This is a genomic window from Streptomyces regalis, assembly GCF_001509475.1.
In the GTDB taxonomy this organism is placed as follows: Bacteria; Actinomycetota; Actinomycetes; order Streptomycetales; family Streptomycetaceae; genus Streptomyces; species Streptomyces regalis.
Window position 1 is genome coordinate 18,312 of the sequence record NZ_LLZG01000412.1, and the last position, 19,767, is coordinate 38,078.

A 19,767-nucleotide genomic window follows, 5' to 3' on the forward strand; every position below is an offset into this window, starting at 1 on the left:
GTGATCCACCTGCTCGACACCTCCGGCCTGGTCCGGCTGCTCCGCGATCCCAAACTGCAATCGGCCTGGTACGACGCGATCGATGCCGGGGCCATCGCCTCCTGTTACGCGCAGCGCGCCGAGTTCCTCCACAGCGCCCGGTACGGACGCGAGTACGACGAGATCGCGGAGATGTTCACCGCCGCTACCCCGGCGTGTCGGTGCCGAAGAACGCGGGGCGCTGGATCGGTGTGGTGCAACACCGTATGGCCCAGGCCGGGGAGCATCGCGGCGCCTCGGCGGTGGACCTCGTCATCGCCGCCACCGCGGCCCACCACGGCCTGGCCGTCCTGCACGACGATGCCGACTACCGCGCCATTGCCGGGCACGCATCCGACCTGAGCGAGCACAACGTCCACGACATCGCCTGAGGCGCTTCCGCCGCCCGGCAGGTTGTGAATGTTGCCGGAGGGCCAATCGCCCGCGTGTGGCTTCTCCGAGCCGACGGGAGCGGCGGTATGTGCCTTGGCGGGAGCGAGTAGAGCGACGAGGGAAGTGGCCACGACGGCGGCCTGATGCCAAGGGCAACAGCGCGACACCTCATTGGCATGGCCTTGAAACACTGCTGACGGACGCTCGTGGTGCACCTCCGGTCTCCACCGCAACTCACCCCCCACTGGGCCGGGTTCGACCGAATGATGCGCCACGGCCCTCCCCGGCCGTGGGCCGCGGGCGAGGAGGATTGAATGGTTGCAGAGGCATCTCGCCGTGACTTCCTGAGATCGGTCGGGATCACGGGCGGCGCCGGAATGCTGTACTCGGCGATGGGAGCCCTGGGTCTCGCACCGGTCCCGGACGCGAGGGCCGAGGAGTACCGTGCGCCCCAGAGCGGCGACTTCGCACTCACCGGACGGAGTGGCAGGAAAGTCGTCATACTCGGCGGCGGCATAGCGGGCCTGGCGACGGCGTACGAACTGGGCAAAGCAGGCTACGACTGCCGGATTCTGGAGGCGAAGGACCGTCCGGGCGGCCGCAACTGGACGGTCCGCGACGGCACCACACTGACCGACCTCGACGGGCGCACCCAGACGGGCTCGTTCTCCAAGGGCCAGTACATGAACGCGGGCCCGGCCCGGCTGCCGCAGTCCCACGTCACGCTCGAGTACTGCCGCGAACTCGGCGTTCCCCTCCAGGTGTTCACCAACCAGAACGCCAACGCGTACATCTACCACGAGAACAGCGCCGCCCTCGCGGGCAAGGCGATCCGCTGGCGCACGGCGAAGGCCGATGTCTACGGCTATGTCTCCGAACTGCTCGCCAAGGCCACCGACCAGGGTGCCCTGGACACGGAGCTCACCGCCGCCGACAAGGAGCGGCTCATCGCCTTCCTGCAGAACTTCGGCGCCATCAAGGGCAAGGCCGACGGCTTCGCCTACACCGGCAGCGACCGGCGCGGTTACTCGGTCGAGCCGGGTGCGGCCTTCGAGGAGGGCACGGTGCTCGGCCCGGTGCCTTCCCTGTCGGACGTCGTCGCGAGCGGCGTCGGGCAGCGATTCTCCTTCGAGTTCGGCTACGACCAGGCCATGCTGATGTTCCAGCCGGTGGGCGGGATGGACGCGATCCCGTACGCGCTGGCGAGGGCCATCGGCCAGGGCCGGATCACCTACGGCGCCAGGGCGACGGAGGTCAAGGACCTCCAGGACGGCGCCGAGGTCACCTACGAGGACGCCGAGGGCCGCACCCGCACCCAGCGGGCCGACTTCGTCGTGGCGGCGATCCCGCCCATGGTCATGGCCCGGGTCAAGCACAACCTGGGCGCCGGCATCACCGCGGCGCTGAAGTACCCCGTCGCGACTCCCGTCGGCAAGATCGGGCTCGAGTACCGGAGCCGCTGGTGGGAGACCGACGAGCACATCTACGGCGGCATCACGCCGACCGACATGGACCTGTCCACCATCTGGTACCCCTCGTACGGCTACCAGGGCCGCCGTGGCACGCTCATCGGCTACTACAACTTCGGCGCCAACGCCGTCGCCTACAGCGAACTGCCGCACGCCCAGCGGGTGGGGCGCGCGGTGAGCCAGGGCGTGAAGATCCACGGAGACAAGTACCGCACCGAGCTCGACCACTCCTTCAGCGTGGCCTGGCACCGCACGCCCCATATCGAGGGCGGCTGGGTGGGCTGGCCGTCGCAGAGCGGCCCGGAGTACGCGCTGCTGAACAAGCCCGCAGGGCACGTCTACTTCGCCGGCGACTGGCTCAGCCACGTCATCGCCTGGCAGCACGGCGCGTTCACCTCGGCCCGCAAGGTCGTCACCGACATCCACGAGAGGGTGATGGCCGGATGAAGCGGCCTTCGAAGGTCCTCACCGCCACGGTCCTGACCGGCGCGTTTCTCGCGGGTGGTACCGCGCTGGCCGACGCCCGGGGCTGGTGGCCCAGCCCGAAGGAAGTACGGGTCATGCTGCCCGAAGGCCAGTCCAACCCCGCCATCGCGGGCGGCGTGGCGACCGGCGGGGAAGTGGCCGTCTACCAGAGCAGTGGGCTCGGGCCGTCCCCGCTCAACCCCAGCGCTCCGGCGGGCACGCCCGAGCGCTACACCGACCCCTCCCTCACCGAGGGGGCCGAGGGTGTCACGGTCACCGAGGCGCAGGCGCTCGTCGTGCTGCGCAACATCAAGGCCAACCTCGAGGCTGCGGGTGTGACACCGGCCGATGTCATCACGATGAAGTGCTACCTGATGAAGCCGCCGGGCGCCACCGTCGCCGACTACGCGGGCTGGAACCGCGCGTACCGGCAGTACTTCGCGAACGTCGACCTCAAGTCGCTGGAGGTCGTGCCGGTGCCCATGGGTACCTCCGCCCCCAAGCCGCCGCTGCTCGCCAACAAGTCCCGCCCGGCGCGGGCGACGATGGAGGTCGCCTCACTGGCCGTGCCGGGGTGGCTGGTCGAGGTCGAGGTGACGGCGGCCTACCAGAAGCGCTGATCAGCCCGGTTCAGGCAGGCAACCGCACTGCGAGGCGGGGTCCGCGGGACCGGGCTCCGCCCCGTCTGCCACGGCCGGGCCCCACCACAGCGGGGGCAGCGGAGGGCACCGCGGCCGTGTGGCCCTTGAAGCGTGACGCGCGGGGCCGCGCCCGCATCGGCGCGGCCCCGCGTCGTCAGCGGCCCCGTTCCTGACCGCGCCCGCTGCTCACAGTCCTCCGGTGTACTCGAAGATGTAGAGCCCGTGGTCGCGATCGGAGGCGGCGACGTACTCCTTGCCGCCGGACTCGAAGACCTGGGCGCCCCAGAAGTTGTTGCCGCCCTCGTCGATGTAGCGGCCCACCTCGACGATCTCGTCGTCGACGATCTTCGCGACGCGCAGTCCGGCCGCGTAGTACGAGAAGTAGAGCAGGTCGGCCCGCTTCTCGGAGACGGCCACCTCGTGGATGGACAGGTCGCCGGAGCCCGTCGCGTATGCCGGATCGTGCGCCTCGGGAACGGCGTAGGTGTCCAGCTCGGTGAGCTTGCCGCTCTCGTTGCGGTAGAGGTGCGCGTAGCCCCAGCCGTCGAAGTACGACGAGAAGGTCAGCCGGTCGCCCTTGGTGCCGAGCGCCACCGGCAGCTGCGCGGGGCCCGTTCCGGCCCGACAGGCCGCGTCGTCGTAGGGCTGGCCGAAGATGGCGAAGCCCTGGCCGCGCGGTGCGACGCCGAAGGCCGGGATGTCACCCTCGACGCTCATGCCGAGAGTCTGGTCGCAGGCGTCCGTTCCGGTGCGGTTGAAGACGAGTACGGCGTCGTAGCCGCCGGCCGCGATGACGTTCGCGACCTTCTCGCTGAAGGTGCACACTCCGCGCTCGACGACAGCGACGTCCACGGCGTTCGGATCTCCGGCGGGGACCGCCGGGTCGCCGATACAGGCGCCGCCCACGAAGACGGAGTCGCCGGTGATGGTCCGGCCCTCTTCCAGGCGCGTGGTGTTGCTGCCCTGGCCGGCCGTGATGTCGGTGCCGTCGGTGACGTTGCGGGCGGTGAGCGCGTATGGCCCGAAGTCCTCGTCGGCGCCGATGACGTACTTGTTGTCGAGGGTGAACTCGGCCTGGTGGGCGTTGCCTTCGGGCGCCACCTCAAGCCCGCTCTCCAGCGCCTCGGGGTCGAGTGCGGCGAAGTCGGTGTCGCCGAGGTAGGTGACGTTCCTCGGGTCGGTCACGTCGAGGGTGACGTAGCCGCCGTCCCAGTAGGAGGCGAGCATGATCTGCCGGCCGCCGATCTCCTTGACGACCATGTCGTGCAGGAAGATCTCGGTGAGGTTGGCCGGGGCGTCCTGGACGATCTGCGGGAAGGTCTCGTCGAGGTCGTACTCCGCGATGACCTTCGCCTTCTTCGGGTTGGTGATGTCGACGATGTCGACGTCCGGGCCCTCTTCGTTGTCGACGATGACGGCGTACGCCTTGCTGCCCGCGTCCCAGGCGTAGACGCTGTGGATGTCGTTGGCGTCCTTCTTGCCCTGGCCCATGACCGTCTTGTCGCCCACGCCCTCCGCGAGCGGCGTCGGATGCGCCGGGTCGCTGACGTCGTAGAGGTTCATGCCGCCGAAGCCGGCGGTCTCCTTGCACTTCTCGTTGTTGCTGACCAGCACGTCCCCGTTGAAGTACGGGGTGTCGATGTGCAGGGTCTGGATGCCCTCGCCCGGTGCGCTGCCCTCCTTCGCCTGGATGAAGGCGACCTCCTTGGGTGCGGCGGGCTTGCGGATGTCCACCACGTGCACGCCGTTGTACTTGCAGGTCGCGCCGCCCCAGGCGGCGAGGTAGGCGTACCCCTTGAAGACACCGACGTCGGCGATCTTCTCGGGCTCGACGTTCTTCAGTCCGAGTTTGCTGACGAGCCGGACGTTCTCACTTCCGGCGGGGAGATGGCCCTCGTCACCACCGTGCTGGTGGCTGTGGTGATCGTGTGTGGCCCCGGCGTTGTCGATACCGCCGTCGTCGGCGGAGACACCGTCATGTGCTCGGGCGACGCCGGCGAAGGAACCGGCGACGAGGCCTGCCGCGGCGAGACAACTCGCGGCGCGCACGCGGACCCTCGCTCTGCCCATGGCTCTTCCCATGGCTCTCCTTGGTGTGAGAGTGAAGAAGCGCGGGGGGGCAGCGAGGGGAACGTACTCTGTGCGTGGCCTGTGAGGAAAGGGTTGTGGAGCCGCGTTAACGTGATCGTATTCAGCGTCGGTTTCGGATGGGGTGTCAGCGGCCGCCGCGGTCAAGGAAGTTCTGCCTCACCGCAGCGGACCGTGACGGGCGGGCTCGCCGGCGTGGCTCAGCCTCGCGGACCCCGGCGGCGAACCGGCGGGCGGATGCCGGCGTCCTGCACGGAGCTCGTCGACGCGGGCCCCGGGGCGGGCACCGGGGGTGGAGTGGCTGTCGACGCCGATCCGTCCATCCGCGCCACCACCGCCAAGGCCCCGCCCCGGAGCGTGCCGCCGCACTGCACCGAGGGCCGTCGACCTCGACAACCTCGTGGTTCGCGTCCGCGCCGCCGAGTGGGAGCGGACCAGCCGGCGGGCTCCCGGCCCGACCAAGTCCGACGCGGGGTTCCGCGTCGTCGTCCTCCTGGCCGCTCTGGACAACAAAGAACCCCGGGTCCGAGAACTTCTGGTGCTTCCAGATGGCACCTCGTACTTGAGGTCGTCGATCAGTTTCCTGCAGGCCGCGAAGGCATCTCCGCGGCGATGGCACGCACCGGGTGATTCGCCACGACTTTCTCCGCGATCCGCCGCATCTCGGCCTCCGCCGTCGGGTGGCACGAATACCCCAGGCCGCCCACGTCCGCGCCCGCGTCATGGTTGCGCACCGTACCGACGAACAGCGCGATCCCGCCCGCCGCCTCGTCGCCGACGGCTTGGAAGACCTCGTCGAGGGAGAGCGGTGTCCGCCGTATCGCGATCAGACTGATCGGCCGCGGGTGCGCCTGCTCGCCGGGGTGCTCGTGGGCTCGGTCGGCTGCCATGCCGCGATGCCTCTCTGCCACTCGGTCAGCCCCCGATCGCCGACATCGGCCTTTCCGGCCGTACGAACGAGGGATCGTCGAGGCCCGAACCCGCCTTCTTGCCCCACATCGCCTCACGCCAGATCCGGGCGCTCTCCTCGTCGTCGGCAGCCGCCTCACCAGGCCTTCGGTGCGGCACGGCATCCACTGTGCGGCACGGGGCGCGATACAACGAGCACAGAGTTTTGGGACGACTCGGGTACGTAGCACTGCCGTTGGTACGTCTGGCAGTAGCAGCCAGCCGCCTCGGCTCCGGGGCAGGCATCGCGCGCCGTGGTCTGCACGTAGCTGCGGGTGACGAGAATCGAACTCGCGCTCTCAGCTCGGGAAGCGATGGCGCTTGGGCGGCTGCAGGGCTGCTGACCTGCGCGGATTCGTTGTGCTGGCGACGTTGCCCGGGCATGGTCGCGCCGCTGTTGACCATGGTTGTCCGCTCTTGTGGGAACGGGCTCTGCGCTTGGCTCGGCTGGTACGGATATCCGGTTCGGGCAGCCTTCGCGAGCGCACAGCCTCTCCGGCGAAGTGAGACCGACCCTGTTGCCGGGACGGGGCCGTCGTGGGGCTGTTCGTGCTGCGCGCTGGTGAGAGATCGGGGAGCCGGCACCAGGGGTGTGGGGATGCCTGCAGCACCGCCCGCTGCACGACGTAAAGGGCGCCTGACCGGCATCAGCCGAGGTCGGGCGCCCTACTCGGGTTGCTGGAAGAAGCTGACTGCTATGCCTCTGTCGCCTCCGGCGCTTCCGTTGCCGCCGTCCTCGCTGTGAGGGGGCTCTTGCCCCTACTGAACGCGAAGTAGAGCACCCCGGCCACGACGACTCCGATGAACCAGGAGTACGGACCCAGCGTCGCCCCGTATCCGGACGGTCCGTAGACGGGGAGGATGCTGGAGAAGACGGCGGCCACCGACGCGGCGGCGAACGCCCGTACGTTCCAGCCGCCTTGGAAGCGGAACTCCCCGCCTTCCTCGTACAGAGCGGGCACGTTCAGCTGTGTCTTCCGGATGAGGTAGTAGTCGACGACGATCACACCGAAGATGGGGCCCATCGTCGAGCCGATGGCGTTGACGAAGCTGGGGGCGTTGTCCCAGGGGTGGAGCGGGTAGAGCAGCAGCGCGATGACAGCGGCGATGAGGCCGCCCCTGCGGAAGGTCACATACTTCGGGGCCACGTTGGCGAAGTCGAAGGCGGGACTGACGAAGTTGGCGACGACGTTGATGCCGAGGGTCGCCACGGCGAAGGTCAGGGCGGCGAGCAGGACGAGGAACGCGCTGTCGAACTCGGCGGAGATCTCGGCCGGTTCGAGGATGACCTCCCCGTACACCTTGCTGGCGGCGGCCGTGGTGATGGCCGCGACGAGGGAGAAGAGGATCAGGTTGACGGGCAGGCCCCAGATGTTGCCCTTCTGCAGGGCCTTCTCGTCGGGGGTGAAGCGTGCGAAGTCGCCGAAGTTGAGGAACAGGGCGGCGAAGTAGGTCACCCAGGTGGCGGCTATCGCCGCGATCGCGGCGAACGAGCCCGGGGAGACATCGAGTCCCGTGGCGCTCTTGGCGAGCGCGGCCAGGTCCTTGCCCGGCATGTCGACGGAGAAGGACAGCACCCCGGCCTTCACGGACAGCGCGATCGCGAGGATCAGCATCATCAGCCACACCGCCGGGCCGGCGAAGTCCTGGAAACGGCGGACCGTTTCCATCCCCTTGCTGATGATGAGCAGTTGGGCGGCCCACACACCGAGGTAGCACAGCACTTCAAGGCCGCTGTGGTCGAAGAGCCGGCTGGTTTCGTGCAGATGCTTGGGTCCGTCGTAGCGGACGAGGAAGGCCACGATGGCGCCGGCGGCGGCGCTGGTCTGGGCGCCGTACCAGAAGGTGGCGACCACGGCCCGTACGAGAGCCGGGACGTTGGCGCCGAAGGTACCGAACGAGGCGCGGGCGAGGACCGGGTAGGGGACACCGGTCTTGACGCCCGCCTTGCCGATGAGGGTCATCAGCCAGTAGATGATCAGCGAGCCCACACCGATGCCGATGAGGAACTTGAAGGTGTTGCCCGCGACGAGGAACAGGCTGGCGGCCAGGAAGTAGCCGTACAGACTGTGCACGTCCGAGGTCCAGACGTTGAAGATGCTGAAGGCGCCCCACTTGCGTTCGGTGGCGGGGGCGAGATCCGCGTTGTAGAGACGGGGGGAGTACCCGGGCGGGGTGGCGGTTCTGTCCGCGTCCGCGCTGTCCGTGGCCGTCATGTCCTGCTCCTTCTTGCTGTGCCCCATCCCCTACCGGCGTCGCGCCGGACGGTTGATGCGGCAGCTAACGGCCCGGATGTTGCACCGGCATGTCGGGCGTATAGCAGACTCGTCAACGGAAAATCTCTTCCATTTCCGTATCGAGTCGCCGGTTGATCAGTGCCTGATGCGCGGCGCATGCTCGTGCCGCTCCTGCTGGTGACGACATCGATCGCATGCAATGGCGGCGATGCCAAGTCCCCTTTGCCGACAACGGAGTTGTTCTGCCGGCGGTCGCACGACGACCGCACCGGCCCGGCGGCAAGGTGTCCCTCCGCGCCCAGGCCGGGGACGGTGATGCGCCCAGCGGCTACGGCTCTCAGGACCGCGGTACGGGGCCGAAGGCGTCCGTGCCGATGGGGGCGGCGCCACTCGTAGCGGAGCTGCTGGGCTGCTGGGCTGCTCGCTGAGGTTGTGCGCGCAATTCTTCGGTGGCCGGGGCGAGTCCAGGGTGCGGCAGTGGCCGGCATCCGGGCCGGTGAGCGGTGCCGGAAGAAGGCGTGGACCTGGTGTGGGCGGCCGGGCCGGTCGGCGGCGGTGCCGACCGTGTACGTCTCCATGGCGGAACGGATGTGGCCGTGAGCGGTCGGCCCACCGGTCACGGCCTCGGCGTTGTGGACGCTGTCGTCCTCGCAGATCGCCGCGACCGCCGGGACGGTGGGGCAGGCGTCCTGCGGCGCCTGGAGGAAGGCGGTGAACTCGGCGGCGGAGCGCCGTCCGAGGGGCCTGGTGCCCAGCACCGGTGGCCAGGTCGAGGACGCCAAGAGCGTCCGTCGGCGGCTGGTTCCGGGGCGGGCCCCGGTGACGGGCGCCGTGCAGGGGCCATGTGGCCCGTAGGCGCGGTGACGTTGCAGGTGGGTCTCGCCCCCGGCCAGGACCACCGAACCGCGCGGCAGGCCGACGATCCGCCGCCACAGGGTGGCAAGGACGCGCGGCCCACTCGGATCGCCCCGGGTCGTCGGACGGGCCCGACACCAGGTGGCATCTGCACGCCGGGCGCCAGACCAGGCCTGGACAACAAGGACCTCACGGACGCACTGCCGGCCCGCTTCGGAGTCAGTGGCGGCGCGCGTGACGACATCGCGCTGATCGCCGTCCGCCTGTAGGAGCGCTGCTGTTCGCCGGTGTCAGCGGGTGCCGCCTCTGCGCAGGACCTTGTCCATGCCGACCGCGACGATGACGAGGGTCCCGGTCGCGACATCCTGGTAGAGGCTGTCGATGCCCGCCTGGGTGAGGCCGGAGCGGAGCACGTTGACGATGAGCGCTCCGATCAGCGTTCCGACCACGCTTCCCCGGCCGCCGAAGAGGCTGGTCCCGCCGATGACGACGGCGGTGATGCTCTCCAGATTCGCCGTCTGGTACGCGTTGGGGTCGGCGTTGGGGATGCGACCGAGGGCCTGCCAGGCGGCGATGCCGTAGAGGAGACCGGCGATGACGTAGACCGAGAGGACCGTGCGCCGGACGTTGATACCGGTCAGGCGGGCGGACTCGGGTGCGTTGCCGACGGCGTAGATGTGCCGGCCCCAGCCCGTCTTGGTGAGCACGTACCAGAAGAACGCGTACAGACCCAGCAGCAGGAACGTCCCCCAGGTGACGAGTACGCCGCCGAGGTGGACGCCGTGCCCCCAGAAGTCGAGCAGATCACTGGTCACCGGATAGCTGCGGGAATCGGAGTAGAGCCTGCTCGTGGCGTAGATGACGCTCAGTGCGCCGAGGGTGACGATGAAGGGGGGCAGGCCCAGCCGGGCCACGAGCAGGCCGTTGACGAGCCCGAGGAGAGTCGCCACGACCAGGCCGAGCAGCAGCGCCGCCGCGGGGTTGCCCCCCTCGAAGACGAGCTTGGCCATGACGATGGTGCCGAGGACCGCGATGGCCCCGTTCGCCAGGTCGATGCCCGCGGTGAGGATGATCAGGGACTGCCCCAGCGCCAGGGTGCCGATCACGATCGTCTGCTGCAGCACCAGGGACAGGTTTCCCGGCGTCATGAACGTGTCCGTCGTGAGCGAGAAGACGACTACGGCGACCGCCAGGGCGGTGAGCGGGCCGACCGTCGGCGTGCGCAGGGCGTACCGCAGTGCCTCCCGCAGCGGGGGGCCCGTCCCTTTCTCGCCCGTTGTGCTGGTGGTGCCGGGAGATCTCATGATCCTTTACTGGTTCCTTCCACCGGTAGGCGCCCGAAGGTCATCCCGTCATCCCCAGCAGCGCTGGAGCCCCCAGTCCGTGTCGTGTGATGCCAGTCCCCGCACCGGCTTGTCAGTGATGAGTTCCGTGCCCGTGTCGGTGAAGCCGGACGGTTTCTTCCCGCTCTCGACGAACTCGGTGACTGCGGCCACACCCTGCTCGGCCATCCTGACCGGGAACTGCATGACGGTGGCCGCGTACTTGCCGGCTCTGACGGCCCGCACGCCGTCGCATCCGCCGTCGATGGTGCCGATGGTCACCTGCCGGGTGAGACCGCGTGCGCCGATGGCCGCGGAGGCGCCGTCGGCCACCGGTTCGTTGATGGTGTAGACCGAGTTCACGTCGGTCGTGCGCTGCAGCAGGTTCTCCGTCGCGGTCTGCGCCAGGTTGCGGTCGCCGTTGGTGTTCGCCCGTCCGCGGATCGCCGGCGAGTCGTCCTTGATCCCGAAGCCCTCGAGGAACCCGTCGTGGCGCTGTTGGCTGACCGAGGAGCCCTCCGTGCCGTCCAGCATGATCAGCTCAGGGGGCCGGCCGGCGAGCACGGCCCTGACGTAGGCGCCCTGGAGGCGTCCGGCCTTGACGTTGTCCGTCGCGTACGTCGCGTCCACGGCGTCCTCGGGGTCCGTGGCGCTGTCCAGCGCGATCACCAGGATGCCCTGTCGCCGGGCTTCCGCGATGGCGCCGAGGACCCCCGTCGTGTTCGACGGCGTGATCAGGATTCCCTGTACGTCGCGGGCGATGAGGCTCTCCACCGCGGCTACCTGGCCCTCGTTGTCGCCGTCGAACCTGCCGGCCAGGGCGATGAACCCGGCGCCGTTCTTCTTGGCCGCGTCCGCGGCGGCCTTGCGCATGGTCACGAAGAACGGATTGGTCTCGGTCTTGGTCACCAGCCCGATCGTGACCTTCTGTGTCCCGCCCTCTCCTGCGGAGTCCTGACCCCCACCACAGGCGGAGGCGAGCAGCAACGTGCCCACCACGAGGAGCGTGGCCCCCTGCCGGGAACGCCGTGGCCGGCTGTGCCTGCGGACGGTGTGATGGTGCGCCATCGGTGACACCCTCCTCCGGCGGCGGCCAGTGTCTGGAAGCCTCTGAGGCTCACCTATGTGTCCGGATTGTCAGTAAATATCTGTCAATAAATATCCATCACATCCGCTCCGATAACCTCTCTTCGCCGGCCATGACCGATCTCCTTTTCCGCTCGGTGCCGGATCCGGCCGAGGGTTGCGCCCGTCGTGAGAGGGGCGAAAGATGGTGATCCGGCAGCCAGAGTCCTGATCGTGCCAAGGGGACGCGATCGGGCGGAGAGGGTGAGGTTCGCGTGACTGGGCCGCCCCTGCTCTCATTGCGCGGGATCTCCAAGCGATTCGGCGCAGTCCAAGCCCTCGAGGACATCGACCTTGAGCTCCGCAGCGGCGAGGTCTTGGCCCTGTTGGGCGACAACGGTGCCGGCAAGTCCACCCTCATCAAGGTCATCGCGGGTGTCGCCCCGGCCGACAAGGGCGTCATCGAGTGGGAGGGCGAAGTCGTCCACATCAGGACCCCGCAGATCGCTCAGCGCCTGGGCATCGCGACCGTGTACCAGAACCTGGCGCTGTGCGACGACCTCGATGTCGCCGAGAACCTCTTCCTGGGACGGGAGCGGCGGTCCCCCGGTGTCCGGGGCCGCCTGTTCCGGTTGATGGACAACGGCGGCATGCGCGGGGAGGCGCGACGGCAGCTCGACGCACTGGGCATCCGAGTGCCCGACGTGCGTGCTCCGGTCGCTGCCCTGTCCGCGGGCCAGCGGCAGACCGTGGCGATCTCCCGCGCGCTTCTCGGCAAGCCGAAGGCCGTCCTCCTGGACGAGCCCACCGCGGCGCTGGGCGTCTCTCAGGCCGGCCACGTCCTCGACATCGTCGACGAGCTCCGCGAACAGGACATAGGGGTGATTCTCATCAGCCACAACCTGGGAGACGTCAAGGCTGTGGCGGACGAGGCGGCGGTGCTGCGGCTGGGCCGCAACAACGGCTTCTTCCACGTGCCGACCACACCCCAGGACAGGATCTTCTCCTCCATCGTCGGCGCCACAAGCATCGACTGACCCGCGCGATCGGGCAGATCAGCTGCAACTGCTGACGTCTCGGCTGCTGTGCGTGGCGCGTACGTCGGGCAGGCTGTCGTGAGGGCCTGCACATGGTCGCGGAGACGGGCGGTTCAGGCTGCTGGCTCGGCGGCATATTGCGTGAGTGAAGACGTGCCGGGCGGCCCAGGTTTCGAGGAGGCGCCGCCACGGCTGCAGGCCGAGGGTGGTCCGCAGGTCTGCGAAGCCGGCCTGACGATCAGGCCGACCATGTAGTCGAGACGCTTGAATGGCAGAGGGTCATCTTCGAGGGAGGAAGCCAGGGCTTCCACGACTCCGACTACGTTCTCGACGGTGTCGACCCCCTTGCGCGTGAGCCTTCCCTACTGGCGCAGCAATGTCTTCGCGTCCGAGGGCAGAGCAGAGGGCAGGGCGCTCACCGAGCGTCGGAGTCTGCTGTACCTGCTGAAGACCCGTGCCCTCCGTGTGCCCGATCTTCGAACTCCCGGTAAGCCGGAGTCGGCCGAGAACTCGCGACAACGGACCAGCACCAGGCCGTTGACCTGGGGTTTCATCATGGAGCGGGTGACGAGAATCGAACTCGCGCTCTCAGCTTGGCCCATAGCGACCGTTCCGCCGCCCGGATGGCGGCGCAGCTCGGGTTTCTCCAGCGTCCCCCACTTCAGCAGGTTCTTCCACCTGCGTCTCTGGCTGCGCGCACGACCCGCCGGCCGGAACTCAGCCCTTCCTCTGTTTGTACAGTTCGAGGTTCCTGTTCACGAACAGCTGCACATAGCCGCAGTTCCAGCAGATCAGGCCGGTTGCCGACTCGTTCGCCCAGCCCAGGTTCATGAACTCCATGCCGGAGCTGTTGAGCTTCACCTCACGGTCCCTGAACAGGTCACCCTGACAGAAGTTGCACTTGATCCACACGCCCCCGAGAGCCGCGTGTACAGCTTTGGCCATGCCTCCACCTTTCCTGGAGAAGCTTTCCCGGAGTCAGGCGATGCCTGGCCGGTGCTGGGCGTCGCGGCGGCCGACGAGGAACCAGAGCACGCACCCGAGGAGGGGGGCCATCAAGGCGAAGACGACCCAGACGAGCTTCATCCCTCCGGTGAGGTCGGACCTGACGATGCTGAGCAGAGCGCCGTAGTACAACGCGAGAGCGCCGATCACCGCGGCAGCTCCTGCGCAGGCGATCACGACATCGCCCGTGGAGGCGAGGGCTATCTGGTGTGCGAGCTGTTCCTGCATCGTTCATTCCTCTTGCTGGTGGGGGGGGGCTTGCCGGAGCGCCCGGTCGAGGGGCCTCGGTTGATGGAAGTCCGGCTGTGTAGGGAAGTCCGGCTGTGTCAGGACGACTGCGTCATGGGGGGAGCACCTGTCATGACAGGCGCCGTGCGGAGCGCAGCAGGTGGACGCCGGCGGCGGCCGGGAGCAGCAGGACGGCCAGGAGGACCGGGATGAATGCTCCGAGGCCGAAGTTCAGCGTGCCCGCGGGGACCACCCACTGCGACACGGCGAACAGCGGCGGCACGAGGGCGGCGGCCGTCGCGATCGCCTTGTCCCGGTTGCGCCACTGCGGCGCGGCCCACAGCCACCAGATCGCGCCGATCAGGGCGGGGCCGCCCAGCAGGGGTCCGAAGATGGTCAGGGGGCCGGTCACCGCCAGCAGCCCCAAGAGAGCGAGGGTGCGTCCTCGGCTCACCTGCGGGGTGGGGAGCTCGTCACCGAGTGCGGTTGCCGCGATGGTGCGCGGGTCGCCGAGGCGGGTGAGCACGGTGCGGATCCCGTCGTCGCCGGATGCGGACTCTTCCGCGAGTGTCACGGCGATGTGCTCCTCCAGGTCGGCCAGCAGCTCGTTGCGGCGTTCCGGGCTGAGTCCGGCCGTTTCACGCGCCACGGCGGCCAGGTAACTCTCCACCAGCGGGTGCTCGGTGATCGTCACGGTGGTCTCCTGTCAGTCGGTGATGAAGTGGTCGACCGCGTCACGGAAGTGCGGCCAGACGGCGGTGAACTCCTTCAGCGCCGCATGCCCCGACGGTGTCAACTCGTAGTAGCGCCGCGGGGGCCCGCTGGGGGACTCCTGCCAGCGGGTCTCGACCAGTCCGTCACGGCGCAACCGTGACAGCAAGGGGTAGATGGTCCCCTGGCTCGTGACCATGACGTTCACCGCGCCGAGGGTTTCGAGCAGCTCCACGCCGTAGCGCGGACCCTCCCGCAAGATCGCAAGCACGCAGTACTCCAGCACTCCCTTGCGGAGCTGGCTCTCCGCCTTGCCTGCGACAGGCTTACCTGCGATGTCAGGTTCCATGCATTGCACAGTACCTGGTTATATCGAGAAGTCCAAAGGTGATGTCGGCGCAACCGGGGTGCGGCCTCGGGCGTGCGACTCGGGCTGTACGGCACCGCGCTGACACGCCCCACCTCGCCACGCATGCCTCGTGGATCCCGGCCCACCCAGGCTGGTAGCCCGCGATACGGGACTTGGAGCCGACAGCACAGTTACCCGCCGGAGTGCGCCTGGTGGCGGAACCGGGCCCGCGCGTCTGTGCGGCCCCCGCGGAGGCCGCGGCCGCGGGCGACATCGTGGGTGACCATCCCGCCGCATGCCTACCGCATGCCTACCGCACGGTTCCGCCGAGCCGTTGCTCAACGCGATGAGCAACATCCTCTACGTCCACTTCGGCAACCTGAGCCGACTCAGCGGCCATCCCGCCCCGTCGGCCCTCGCCGGCGTTGGTGACGACACGGACGCCAAGAAGATCGCCGCCGAGTTCCTGGACTCGATCGGCTGCGACGCCCTGGACACCGGCGCCTCCTCTCCGAGGCCGGCGAGCACAGCCAGGACGGCGGCGACGGTGGGCAGTCAGCCGGCCACTGCCCCGGCACCGACCCCGACGACGCCCGCCGTGACCAGGACGGGCAACGCGCAGCACGCCACACAGGCCAGAGCGGCCAGGCCGGCGAGCGCCTTCGCCATCTTGCGGGGGCTCGGCTCAGCAGCACGGTCCGGCATGGCGCTTCTCCCCGGCGAGATCGGTGAACGGGATGGGGCAGCAGGCGCTTTCGGCGCAGACGGTCAGGTCGTCGCAGCCCGCCTCGACCGCCTCGGCCAGGGCGGTGCGGATGGTGGTCAGGTCGGCGATCTTCGCGTCGACCTCGGCGAGCTTGGCCGCGGCGCGCTCCTGCAGCCCCGCGACGGGACGTCCGTGGCGGTGGCGGCCGGCCTCCAGCAGCTCGGCGACCTCCTCCAGCGTGAACCCGAGCCGCTGGGCGGCCTTGATGACCCGCAGCACGGTCACCACGTCCTCGCCGTACAGGCGGTGACCCCCAGGGCTGCGCTCCGGCTGGGCCAGCAGACCGCGCCGCTCGTAGTAGCGGAGAGTCTGGATGTTCACCCCGGCCTGCTCGGCGACCTGCCCGCTCCGCAGGCCCGCACTCACCGCGACTCCCCGGCAGCCCCGGTCCGGGCAGCGATGGCCTCCAGCACCGTCTCGTGCGCCGCGTCCACGGAGATGTCCAGCTGGACCCGGCCCCTGCCCGGGGTGACCTCGAAGGTGAAGAACGAGCAGCACCCGCTCTCCCTCCGCACCAGCTCACGGACCCGGTCCTGCACACCTGATCCGTCGGCCAGGTGCAGGCACAGACGGAGCGGCCCTGGCCAGGCCAGCGCGATCAGCCGCTCGGCGAACAGCGCATCCCACTGCGCGAGCTGCAGGCGCCGCTCCTCGGTGGGCAGTGTGCAGGACTGCGGCACCCACGCCACCTCGTTCATCGCGCTCACTCCCGTCATCACGTCCCCGCATCCGGCGACACAACCGACGGTAAACCTGTACCTGGGTACAGGTTGCAAGCCCAGGCAGCCGCCCGAGTGTCTCAGCCCGTCGGCCGGCTCCGTGCTGCCGTGGGTGAACCCGCCATACGCCGGTTGGTCAGCTGCAGCAGTCGCATCCGGGGCGGCAACCGCACGCGTCCGCCTCGGTGTTGGCCGACGGTGCCCCCGAAGGGGCAGTTGGAGCGCAGCAGCCTTCACCACGCCAGGCGTCGCGCCCTTCCTTGACGGCGATCGCGGCGATGACGAGGGCGGCGACGGGGTCGGCCCAGGACCAGCCGAGGGTGGCGTTGAGGACAAGGCCGGCCAGGAGCACGGCGGAGAGATAGGTGCACAGCAGGGTCTGCTTGGAATCGGCCACCGCGGAGGCGGAGCCTAGTTCGCGGCCGGCGCGGCGCTGGGCAGCGGAGAGGAAGGGCATCACGGCCAGTGACAGGGCGGCGAGCACGATGCCGGGGATGGAGCGTTCCGCCTCTCCGGTGCCGGTGAGGGCGCGGACGGCGTCGATGGTGACGTACGCGGCCAGGGTGAAGAACGAGAAGGCGATGATCCGCAGGGTGGTCTTCTCGCGGGCCTCGCGTACGGCGTGGTCGCGGGCGGAGAACTGCCAGGCGACCGCGGCGGCGGAGGAGACCTCGATGACGGAGTCCAGGCCGAAGCCGATCAGCGCGGTGGAGGAGGCGAGGGTCCCGGCGGTGATCGCGACGATCGCCTCGACGACGTTGTAGGTGATGGTCGCGGTGACCAGCAGGCGTATTCGGCGGGCGAGTGCGTCGCGTCGGGCTGGGGGCGGGCCGAGGGAGATCGATATCCCGGATGTCTCGGAGGCCATCAACAGCAGCCTTTCTCCGCGGTGTCGGCACACGTCTTGTCCGCTTCGACTGCGACCACGGCGGTGCGCAGGTCGTCCAGGGCGTGGCCGAGGCGTTCGTCGGCCAGTTCGTACCGGGTGCGGCGTCCGTCGGGGACGGTGACGACGAGGCCGCAGTCCCGAAGGCACGCCAGGTGGTTCGACAGTCGGGTGCGGGAGACCCCGAGCTCGTCGGCGAGGTCCGCGGGGTAGGCGGGGGCTTCGCGGAGCGCGAGCAGGATGCGGCAGCGGATGGGGTCGGCGAGCGCGCGGCCGAACCGGACCAGGACCTCGATGTCAGGGGCGAGAGTCAGCACACCTTCACGGTACACAGAATCCTGAATTCAGGAAAGCGTGGACTGCCCTTGGTTACAGTTCCGGCGGGACGCCGGGTCATGTCACCAAGCCGCCCTTCGCGTACGTGACTTGCTCGCTATTTGCCGGCCATGTGGCGCGGTTGGCCTCGACTTGGGGCACGCGAAGGGTACGAACCCCTCAAAATGGTCTAGACAGCAAGCGAACCTCAGGCTACTGACCTGGGGCTTCTCTCTGGAGCGGGTGACGAGAATCGAACTCGCGCTCTCAGCTTGGGAAGCTAAGGTGATCTTAGGCTGATTACCCGGCTGACCTGCGGCGGAGTGGCGCCGGTGTGGGGCCGGTCGCCGGCTGAGTCCCCGGTGTTCCCCGTAGCTCCGCGCGCTCGGACCCGTCTGGGCGGCTTGGGCGTGCGGCCGTACTCAGCCTCACTCACTGTGTGGGTATGTCGGCGTTGGAGTGGCTCGGGGCTGCGGGCGGGCTCGTAGGAGCCGTCGGTGGTCCGGCCGGCCTGTGGGCAGCGGTCCAGTTACACCAAGATCGAGCGCGCAGAGAGCCGCAAGAGCAACTCGCGAAGCTTCGCGATCACGTCCTTAAACTGCGCCGTATCGGTCAGGACGCGGCCGATGACTATCGGAATCGCGCTTGGTGGACGGGGGCGAACGGCCTGGAGTCAAGGAACTGCATCAAAGAAATGCGCCCGTACGTCGCGAGGGAGTGGCCACAGCTTGAGGCTCTTCTTGTGGAGATCTGCACGGCGTACGACCAAGCATCCACGACGTTCCACCAGCCGCGCGCCGATCCCGATGCTCGGGCCCGAGCCGCAGCCAAACAGGCTCGCCATGCCAATGTCCTCACCGAGAAGGCAAATGACTTAGCCACCAAGATTCACGATCTGGGCTGAGAACGCTCTGCCGTGAGGCGGGTTCCCCGCCAGGTTCGGACTTGCGCACACGGCTCCGGAGAGCTCTTCGGTCCCAGGCGAAGCGGCTGGTGACAGCCTCGCCTGAGCGTGGGCAGGTCGGGCCTGTCCACAGATGGTCCACGGCTTGCTGACCACCGCTTTAGAAGTTCGAGCCGAGCTCGCTTCAGCTGCTGTCGTCGACTGGTGCGATGGTCGGACAGGGACGCTGGTGTACGCCCGTCCGGCGTCGTTGGTGTCAGCCGTGGATGTCAGAAGCCTTCTGATCCGCCTGCTGTACAACGACCGGAGGTGACCAGCCCACGGGCAGCTTGCTATGTCACGCTCAGCCCCCGTCAGGCCAGCCGCCGGGTCCGTCTGTGCGGATGAGGATCCCGGGGGAGTCCGGATCAACCTCACCCGTGAAGGGGCTCGGCCAGAACGCCCGGCGGGTGCGCGGCAGAGGTATCTCCACGAGTCGGCCGTCGTGGATCATCCACAGGCCAAAGCACTCATCCTCCTCGTCGTGAACCAGCACCTGTACTGAGTGCGGTGATTTCCAGGGCAACGATTCAAGGTGTTCCAGCAGTCCGATCCATCTGGACCGCCGCACGAACTCAATGGCCCAGCCGCCGAACATGCCATGTCCGATATCGGTGAAACATCCTGACCACTCTCGACTGTCGTCTGGCCGGGTCAGCGGCTCCATGGTCTCTTCTTCGTTGCTGGCCAGCACGATGACTTCGGCAAATCTGCTCATGAGGGAGTATCGCCAGCCGTTGGGAAGGGATGGCAACCAAGTTCTTGCCTGGGCCTACCTGAGTGACGCCTGGTGGTGCTGTCGTATGCGAGGTCAGCGGAGTCTCAATGACCGAGTCATGCCAGCGGGGCGCTGGGACATGGTGGTTTTGAGGTCTCCTGACCCTGCTGGCGCAACAGACTGGGGGCGAAGACGGTTGGCGCCGGACCGGAGGCGCTGCAACTCCTTGTATCGCCCTTCAAGCTGGCCTTGCTGTGGCACGCTCCAGAGCATGAGTGAGTGGGGGATTGCGTTGATCGCTGCTGGGTCGGCGATCGCGGGCAGCATGGTTACTGGGGGGCTGACACGTAGCGCAGGTCTGCGTCAGGCAGAGGCAGCTAGGCATGCAGGCGAGCGGCAACCAGCCGGGCATGCTGGGTACGATCTCGCCGCCGGCAGTCACCCGCAGGTCGACAGCTTGGAGGTCAAGGGGGAGAAGGCCAGTCCGGACGGGTTCGGCGGCGTGGTTCGGAAGGAGCACGGGATCCGAGGTGAGCGTGGCGAGCGTCGGCTCCGGAAGCGACCAGGCCGAGGGCATGGCCGATCTCTC

20 protein-coding genes and 3 pseudogenes are annotated in these 19,767 nt (G+C 68.6%); 7 read left to right on the forward strand and 16 right to left on the reverse strand.

What is annotated here, in order from left to right:
* The 3 genes and pseudogenes from ADL12_RS46625 (at nt 1) to ADL12_RS46635 (ending at nt 2,965) form a co-directional block, all read left to right on the forward strand.
* A pseudogene (locus ADL12_RS46625) lies at nt 1-410 on the forward strand (PIN domain-containing protein).
* Nucleotides 411-725: 315 nt separating this feature from the next.
* Nucleotides 726-2,327: a flavin monoamine oxidase family protein gene (locus tag ADL12_RS46630; RefSeq protein WP_062715005.1), complete on the forward strand. Its 1,602-nt coding sequence runs from the start codon at nt 726-728 to the stop codon at nt 2,325-2,327.
* The gene (locus ADL12_RS46635; RefSeq protein WP_062715006.1) at nt 2,324-2,965 is read left to right on the forward strand and encodes a Rid family hydrolase; all 642 of its coding nucleotides are present in this window, start codon (nt 2,324-2,326) and stop codon (nt 2,963-2,965) included. Before ADL12_RS46630 ends, ADL12_RS46635 begins: the two co-directional genes overlap by 4 nt.
* Before the next feature lie 207 nt (nt 2,966-3,172).
* Here ADL12_RS46635 and ADL12_RS46640 read toward each other — a convergent pair whose 3' ends face one another.
* From ADL12_RS46640 to ADL12_RS46650, 4 genes and pseudogenes are all read right to left on the reverse strand, one after another.
* The gene (locus ADL12_RS46640; RefSeq protein ID WP_062715009.1) at nt 3,173-5,056 is read right to left on the reverse strand and encodes a PA domain-containing protein; all 1,884 of its coding nucleotides are present in this window, start codon (nt 5,054-5,056) and stop codon (nt 3,173-3,175) included.
* A gap of 541 nt (nt 5,057-5,597) precedes the next feature.
* Nucleotides 5,598-5,964: pseudogene (locus ADL12_RS46645) on the reverse strand (molybdenum cofactor biosynthesis protein MoaE); the annotation flags it as partial.
* Nucleotides 5,965-5,989: 25 nt separating this feature from the next.
* A pseudogene (locus ADL12_RS53605) lies at nt 5,990-6,112 on the reverse strand (GTP 3',8-cyclase MoaA); the annotation flags it as partial.
* A 605-nt stretch (nt 6,113-6,717) separates the two neighbouring features.
* Nucleotides 6,718-8,238 (reverse strand): NCS1 family nucleobase:cation symporter-1, encoded by a 1,521-nt coding sequence (locus ADL12_RS46650; protein ID WP_062715047.1) that lies wholly within the window; start codon nt 8,236-8,238, stop codon nt 6,718-6,720.
* 651 nt (nt 8,239-8,889) lie between these two features.
* On the opposite strand from ADL12_RS46650, the gene ADL12_RS54725 reads away from it, so the two are divergent.
* The gene (locus ADL12_RS54725; protein WP_159053508.1) at nt 8,890-9,114 is read left to right on the forward strand and encodes a hypothetical protein; all 225 of its coding nucleotides are present in this window, start codon (nt 8,890-8,892) and stop codon (nt 9,112-9,114) included.
* Nucleotides 9,115-9,119: 5 nt separating this feature from the next.
* The gene (locus ADL12_RS46655) at nt 9,120-9,383 is read left to right on the forward strand and encodes a hypothetical protein (protein WP_062715011.1); all 264 of its coding nucleotides are present in this window, start codon (nt 9,120-9,122) and stop codon (nt 9,381-9,383) included.
* Between the two features lie 21 nt (nt 9,384-9,404).
* Here the strand turns inward: ADL12_RS46655 and ADL12_RS46660 are convergent, their stop codons facing one another.
* Both ADL12_RS46660 and ADL12_RS46665 read right to left on the reverse strand, forming a co-directional pair.
* On the reverse strand, nt 9,405-10,418 hold the full coding sequence (locus ADL12_RS46660; RefSeq protein WP_208614768.1) for an ABC transporter permease: 1,014 nt from the start codon (nt 10,416-10,418) through the stop codon (nt 9,405-9,407).
* 48 nt (nt 10,419-10,466) lie between these two features.
* Nucleotides 10,467-11,504: a substrate-binding domain-containing protein gene (locus tag ADL12_RS46665; RefSeq protein ID WP_167364482.1), complete on the reverse strand. Its 1,038-nt coding sequence runs from the start codon at nt 11,502-11,504 to the stop codon at nt 10,467-10,469.
* Nucleotides 11,505-11,776: 272 nt separating this feature from the next.
* On the opposite strand from ADL12_RS46665, the gene ADL12_RS46670 reads away from it, so the two are divergent.
* A complete protein-coding gene (locus ADL12_RS46670; RefSeq protein WP_062715013.1) occupies nt 11,777-12,538 on the forward strand; it encodes an ATP-binding cassette domain-containing protein in 762 nt (253 codons plus the stop codon).
* Between the two features lie 717 nt (nt 12,539-13,255).
* On the opposite strand, the gene ADL12_RS46675 is transcribed toward ADL12_RS46670, so the two are convergent.
* The 9 genes from ADL12_RS46675 to ADL12_RS46710 all read right to left on the reverse strand — a co-directional run bounded on the left by ADL12_RS46675 (nt 13,256) and on the right by ADL12_RS46710 (nt 17,519).
* Nucleotides 13,256-13,483 carry a hypothetical protein gene (locus ADL12_RS46675; RefSeq protein WP_062715015.1) on the reverse strand — a complete coding sequence of 76 codons (228 nt, stop codon included), beginning with the start codon at nt 13,481-13,483 and terminating at the stop codon, nt 13,256-13,258.
* Nucleotides 13,484-13,516: 33 nt separating this feature from the next.
* On the reverse strand, nt 13,517-13,771 hold the full coding sequence (locus ADL12_RS46680; RefSeq protein ID WP_062715017.1) for a PLD nuclease N-terminal domain-containing protein: 255 nt from the start codon (nt 13,769-13,771) through the stop codon (nt 13,517-13,519).
* 130 nt (nt 13,772-13,901) lie between these two features.
* Nucleotides 13,902-14,465: an HAAS signaling domain-containing protein gene (locus ADL12_RS54730; RefSeq protein WP_062715019.1), complete on the reverse strand. Its 564-nt coding sequence runs from the start codon at nt 14,463-14,465 to the stop codon at nt 13,902-13,904.
* Between the two features lie 12 nt (nt 14,466-14,477).
* Nucleotides 14,478-14,831, reverse strand: coding sequence for a PadR family transcriptional regulator (locus ADL12_RS46690; protein WP_062715022.1), 354 nt, complete (start codon nt 14,829-14,831; stop codon nt 14,478-14,480).
* Between the two features lie 555 nt (nt 14,832-15,386).
* Nucleotides 15,387-15,536: a hypothetical protein gene (locus ADL12_RS54735; protein ID WP_159053509.1), complete on the reverse strand. Its 150-nt coding sequence runs from the start codon at nt 15,534-15,536 to the stop codon at nt 15,387-15,389.
* Nucleotides 15,517-15,963 carry a MerR family transcriptional regulator gene (locus ADL12_RS46695; RefSeq protein ID WP_062715024.1) on the reverse strand — a complete coding sequence of 149 codons (447 nt, stop codon included), beginning with the start codon at nt 15,961-15,963 and terminating at the stop codon, nt 15,517-15,519. Before ADL12_RS46695 ends, ADL12_RS54735 begins: the two co-directional genes overlap by 20 nt.
* On the reverse strand, nt 15,960-16,295 hold the full coding sequence (locus tag ADL12_RS46700) for a hypothetical protein (protein ID WP_062715027.1): 336 nt from the start codon (nt 16,293-16,295) through the stop codon (nt 15,960-15,962). The genes ADL12_RS46695 and ADL12_RS46700 overlap by 4 nt, the downstream gene beginning before the upstream one ends.
* Before the next feature lie 157 nt (nt 16,296-16,452).
* A complete protein-coding gene (locus ADL12_RS46705) occupies nt 16,453-17,184 on the reverse strand; it encodes a cation efflux transmembrane domain-containing protein (RefSeq protein ID WP_062715028.1) in 732 nt (243 codons plus the stop codon).
* Nucleotides 17,184-17,519, reverse strand: coding sequence for an ArsR/SmtB family transcription factor (locus tag ADL12_RS46710; protein ID WP_062715053.1), 336 nt, complete (start codon nt 17,517-17,519; stop codon nt 17,184-17,186). Before ADL12_RS46710 ends, ADL12_RS46705 begins: the two co-directional genes overlap by 1 nt.
* Nucleotides 17,520-17,962: 443 nt before the next feature.
* Between ADL12_RS46710 and ADL12_RS54740 the strand changes: the two genes are divergently transcribed.
* Complete coding sequence (locus ADL12_RS54740) at nt 17,963-18,421, forward strand: hypothetical protein (protein ID WP_159053510.1); 459 nt, start codon at nt 17,963-17,965, stop codon at nt 18,419-18,421.
* A gap of 343 nt (nt 18,422-18,764) precedes the next feature.
* Here ADL12_RS54740 and ADL12_RS46720 read toward each other — a convergent pair whose 3' ends face one another.
* Nucleotides 18,765-19,178, reverse strand: coding sequence for a hypothetical protein (locus ADL12_RS46720; protein WP_062715030.1), 414 nt, complete (start codon nt 19,176-19,178; stop codon nt 18,765-18,767).
* Between the last annotated feature and the right edge of the window lie 589 nt (nt 19,179-19,767).

Excerpts from the sequence above, each read along its gene's own strand:
- ADL12_RS46630 (WP_062715005.1), top strand. The coding sequence starts at position 726 with ATGGTTGCAGAGGCATCTCGCCGTGACTTCCTGAGATCGGTCGGGATC.
- ADL12_RS46635 (WP_062715006.1), top strand. The coding sequence starts at position 2,324 with ATGAAGCGGCCTTCGAAGGTCCTCACCGCCACGGTCCTGACCGGCGCG.
- ADL12_RS46640 (WP_062715009.1), bottom strand. The coding sequence starts at position 5,056 with ATGGGCAGAGCGAGGGTCCGCGTGCGCGCCGCGAGTTGTCTCGCCGCG.
- ADL12_RS46650 (WP_062715047.1), bottom strand. The coding sequence starts at position 8,238 with ATGACGGCCACGGACAGCGCGGACGCGGACAGAACCGCCACCCCGCCC.
- ADL12_RS46660 (WP_208614768.1), bottom strand. The coding sequence starts at position 10,418 with ATGAGATCTCCCGGCACCACCAGCACAACGGGCGAGAAAGGGACGGGC.
- ADL12_RS46665 (WP_167364482.1), bottom strand. The coding sequence starts at position 11,504 with ATGGCGCACCATCACACCGTCCGCAGGCACAGCCGGCCACGGCGTTCC.
- ADL12_RS46675 (WP_062715015.1), bottom strand. The coding sequence starts at position 13,483 with ATGGCCAAAGCTGTACACGCGGCTCTCGGGGGCGTGTGGATCAAGTGC.
- ADL12_RS46680 (WP_062715017.1), bottom strand. The coding sequence starts at position 13,771 with ATGCAGGAACAGCTCGCACACCAGATAGCCCTCGCCTCCACGGGCGAT.
- ADL12_RS46690 (WP_062715022.1), bottom strand. The coding sequence starts at position 14,831 with ATGGAACCTGACATCGCAGGTAAGCCTGTCGCAGGCAAGGCGGAGAGC.
- ADL12_RS54735 (WP_159053509.1), bottom strand. The coding sequence starts at position 15,536 with ATGCCGGACCGTGCTGCTGAGCCGAGCCCCCGCAAGATGGCGAAGGCG.
- ADL12_RS46700 (WP_062715027.1), bottom strand. The coding sequence starts at position 16,295 with ATGAACGAGGTGGCGTGGGTGCCGCAGTCCTGCACACTGCCCACCGAG.
- ADL12_RS46705 (WP_062715028.1), bottom strand. The coding sequence starts at position 17,184 with ATGGCCTCCGAGACATCCGGGATATCGATCTCCCTCGGCCCGCCCCCA.
- ADL12_RS54740 (WP_159053510.1), top strand. The coding sequence starts at position 17,963 with ATGTCGGCGTTGGAGTGGCTCGGGGCTGCGGGCGGGCTCGTAGGAGCC.
- ADL12_RS46720 (WP_062715030.1), bottom strand. The coding sequence starts at position 19,178 with ATGAGCAGATTTGCCGAAGTCATCGTGCTGGCCAGCAACGAAGAAGAG.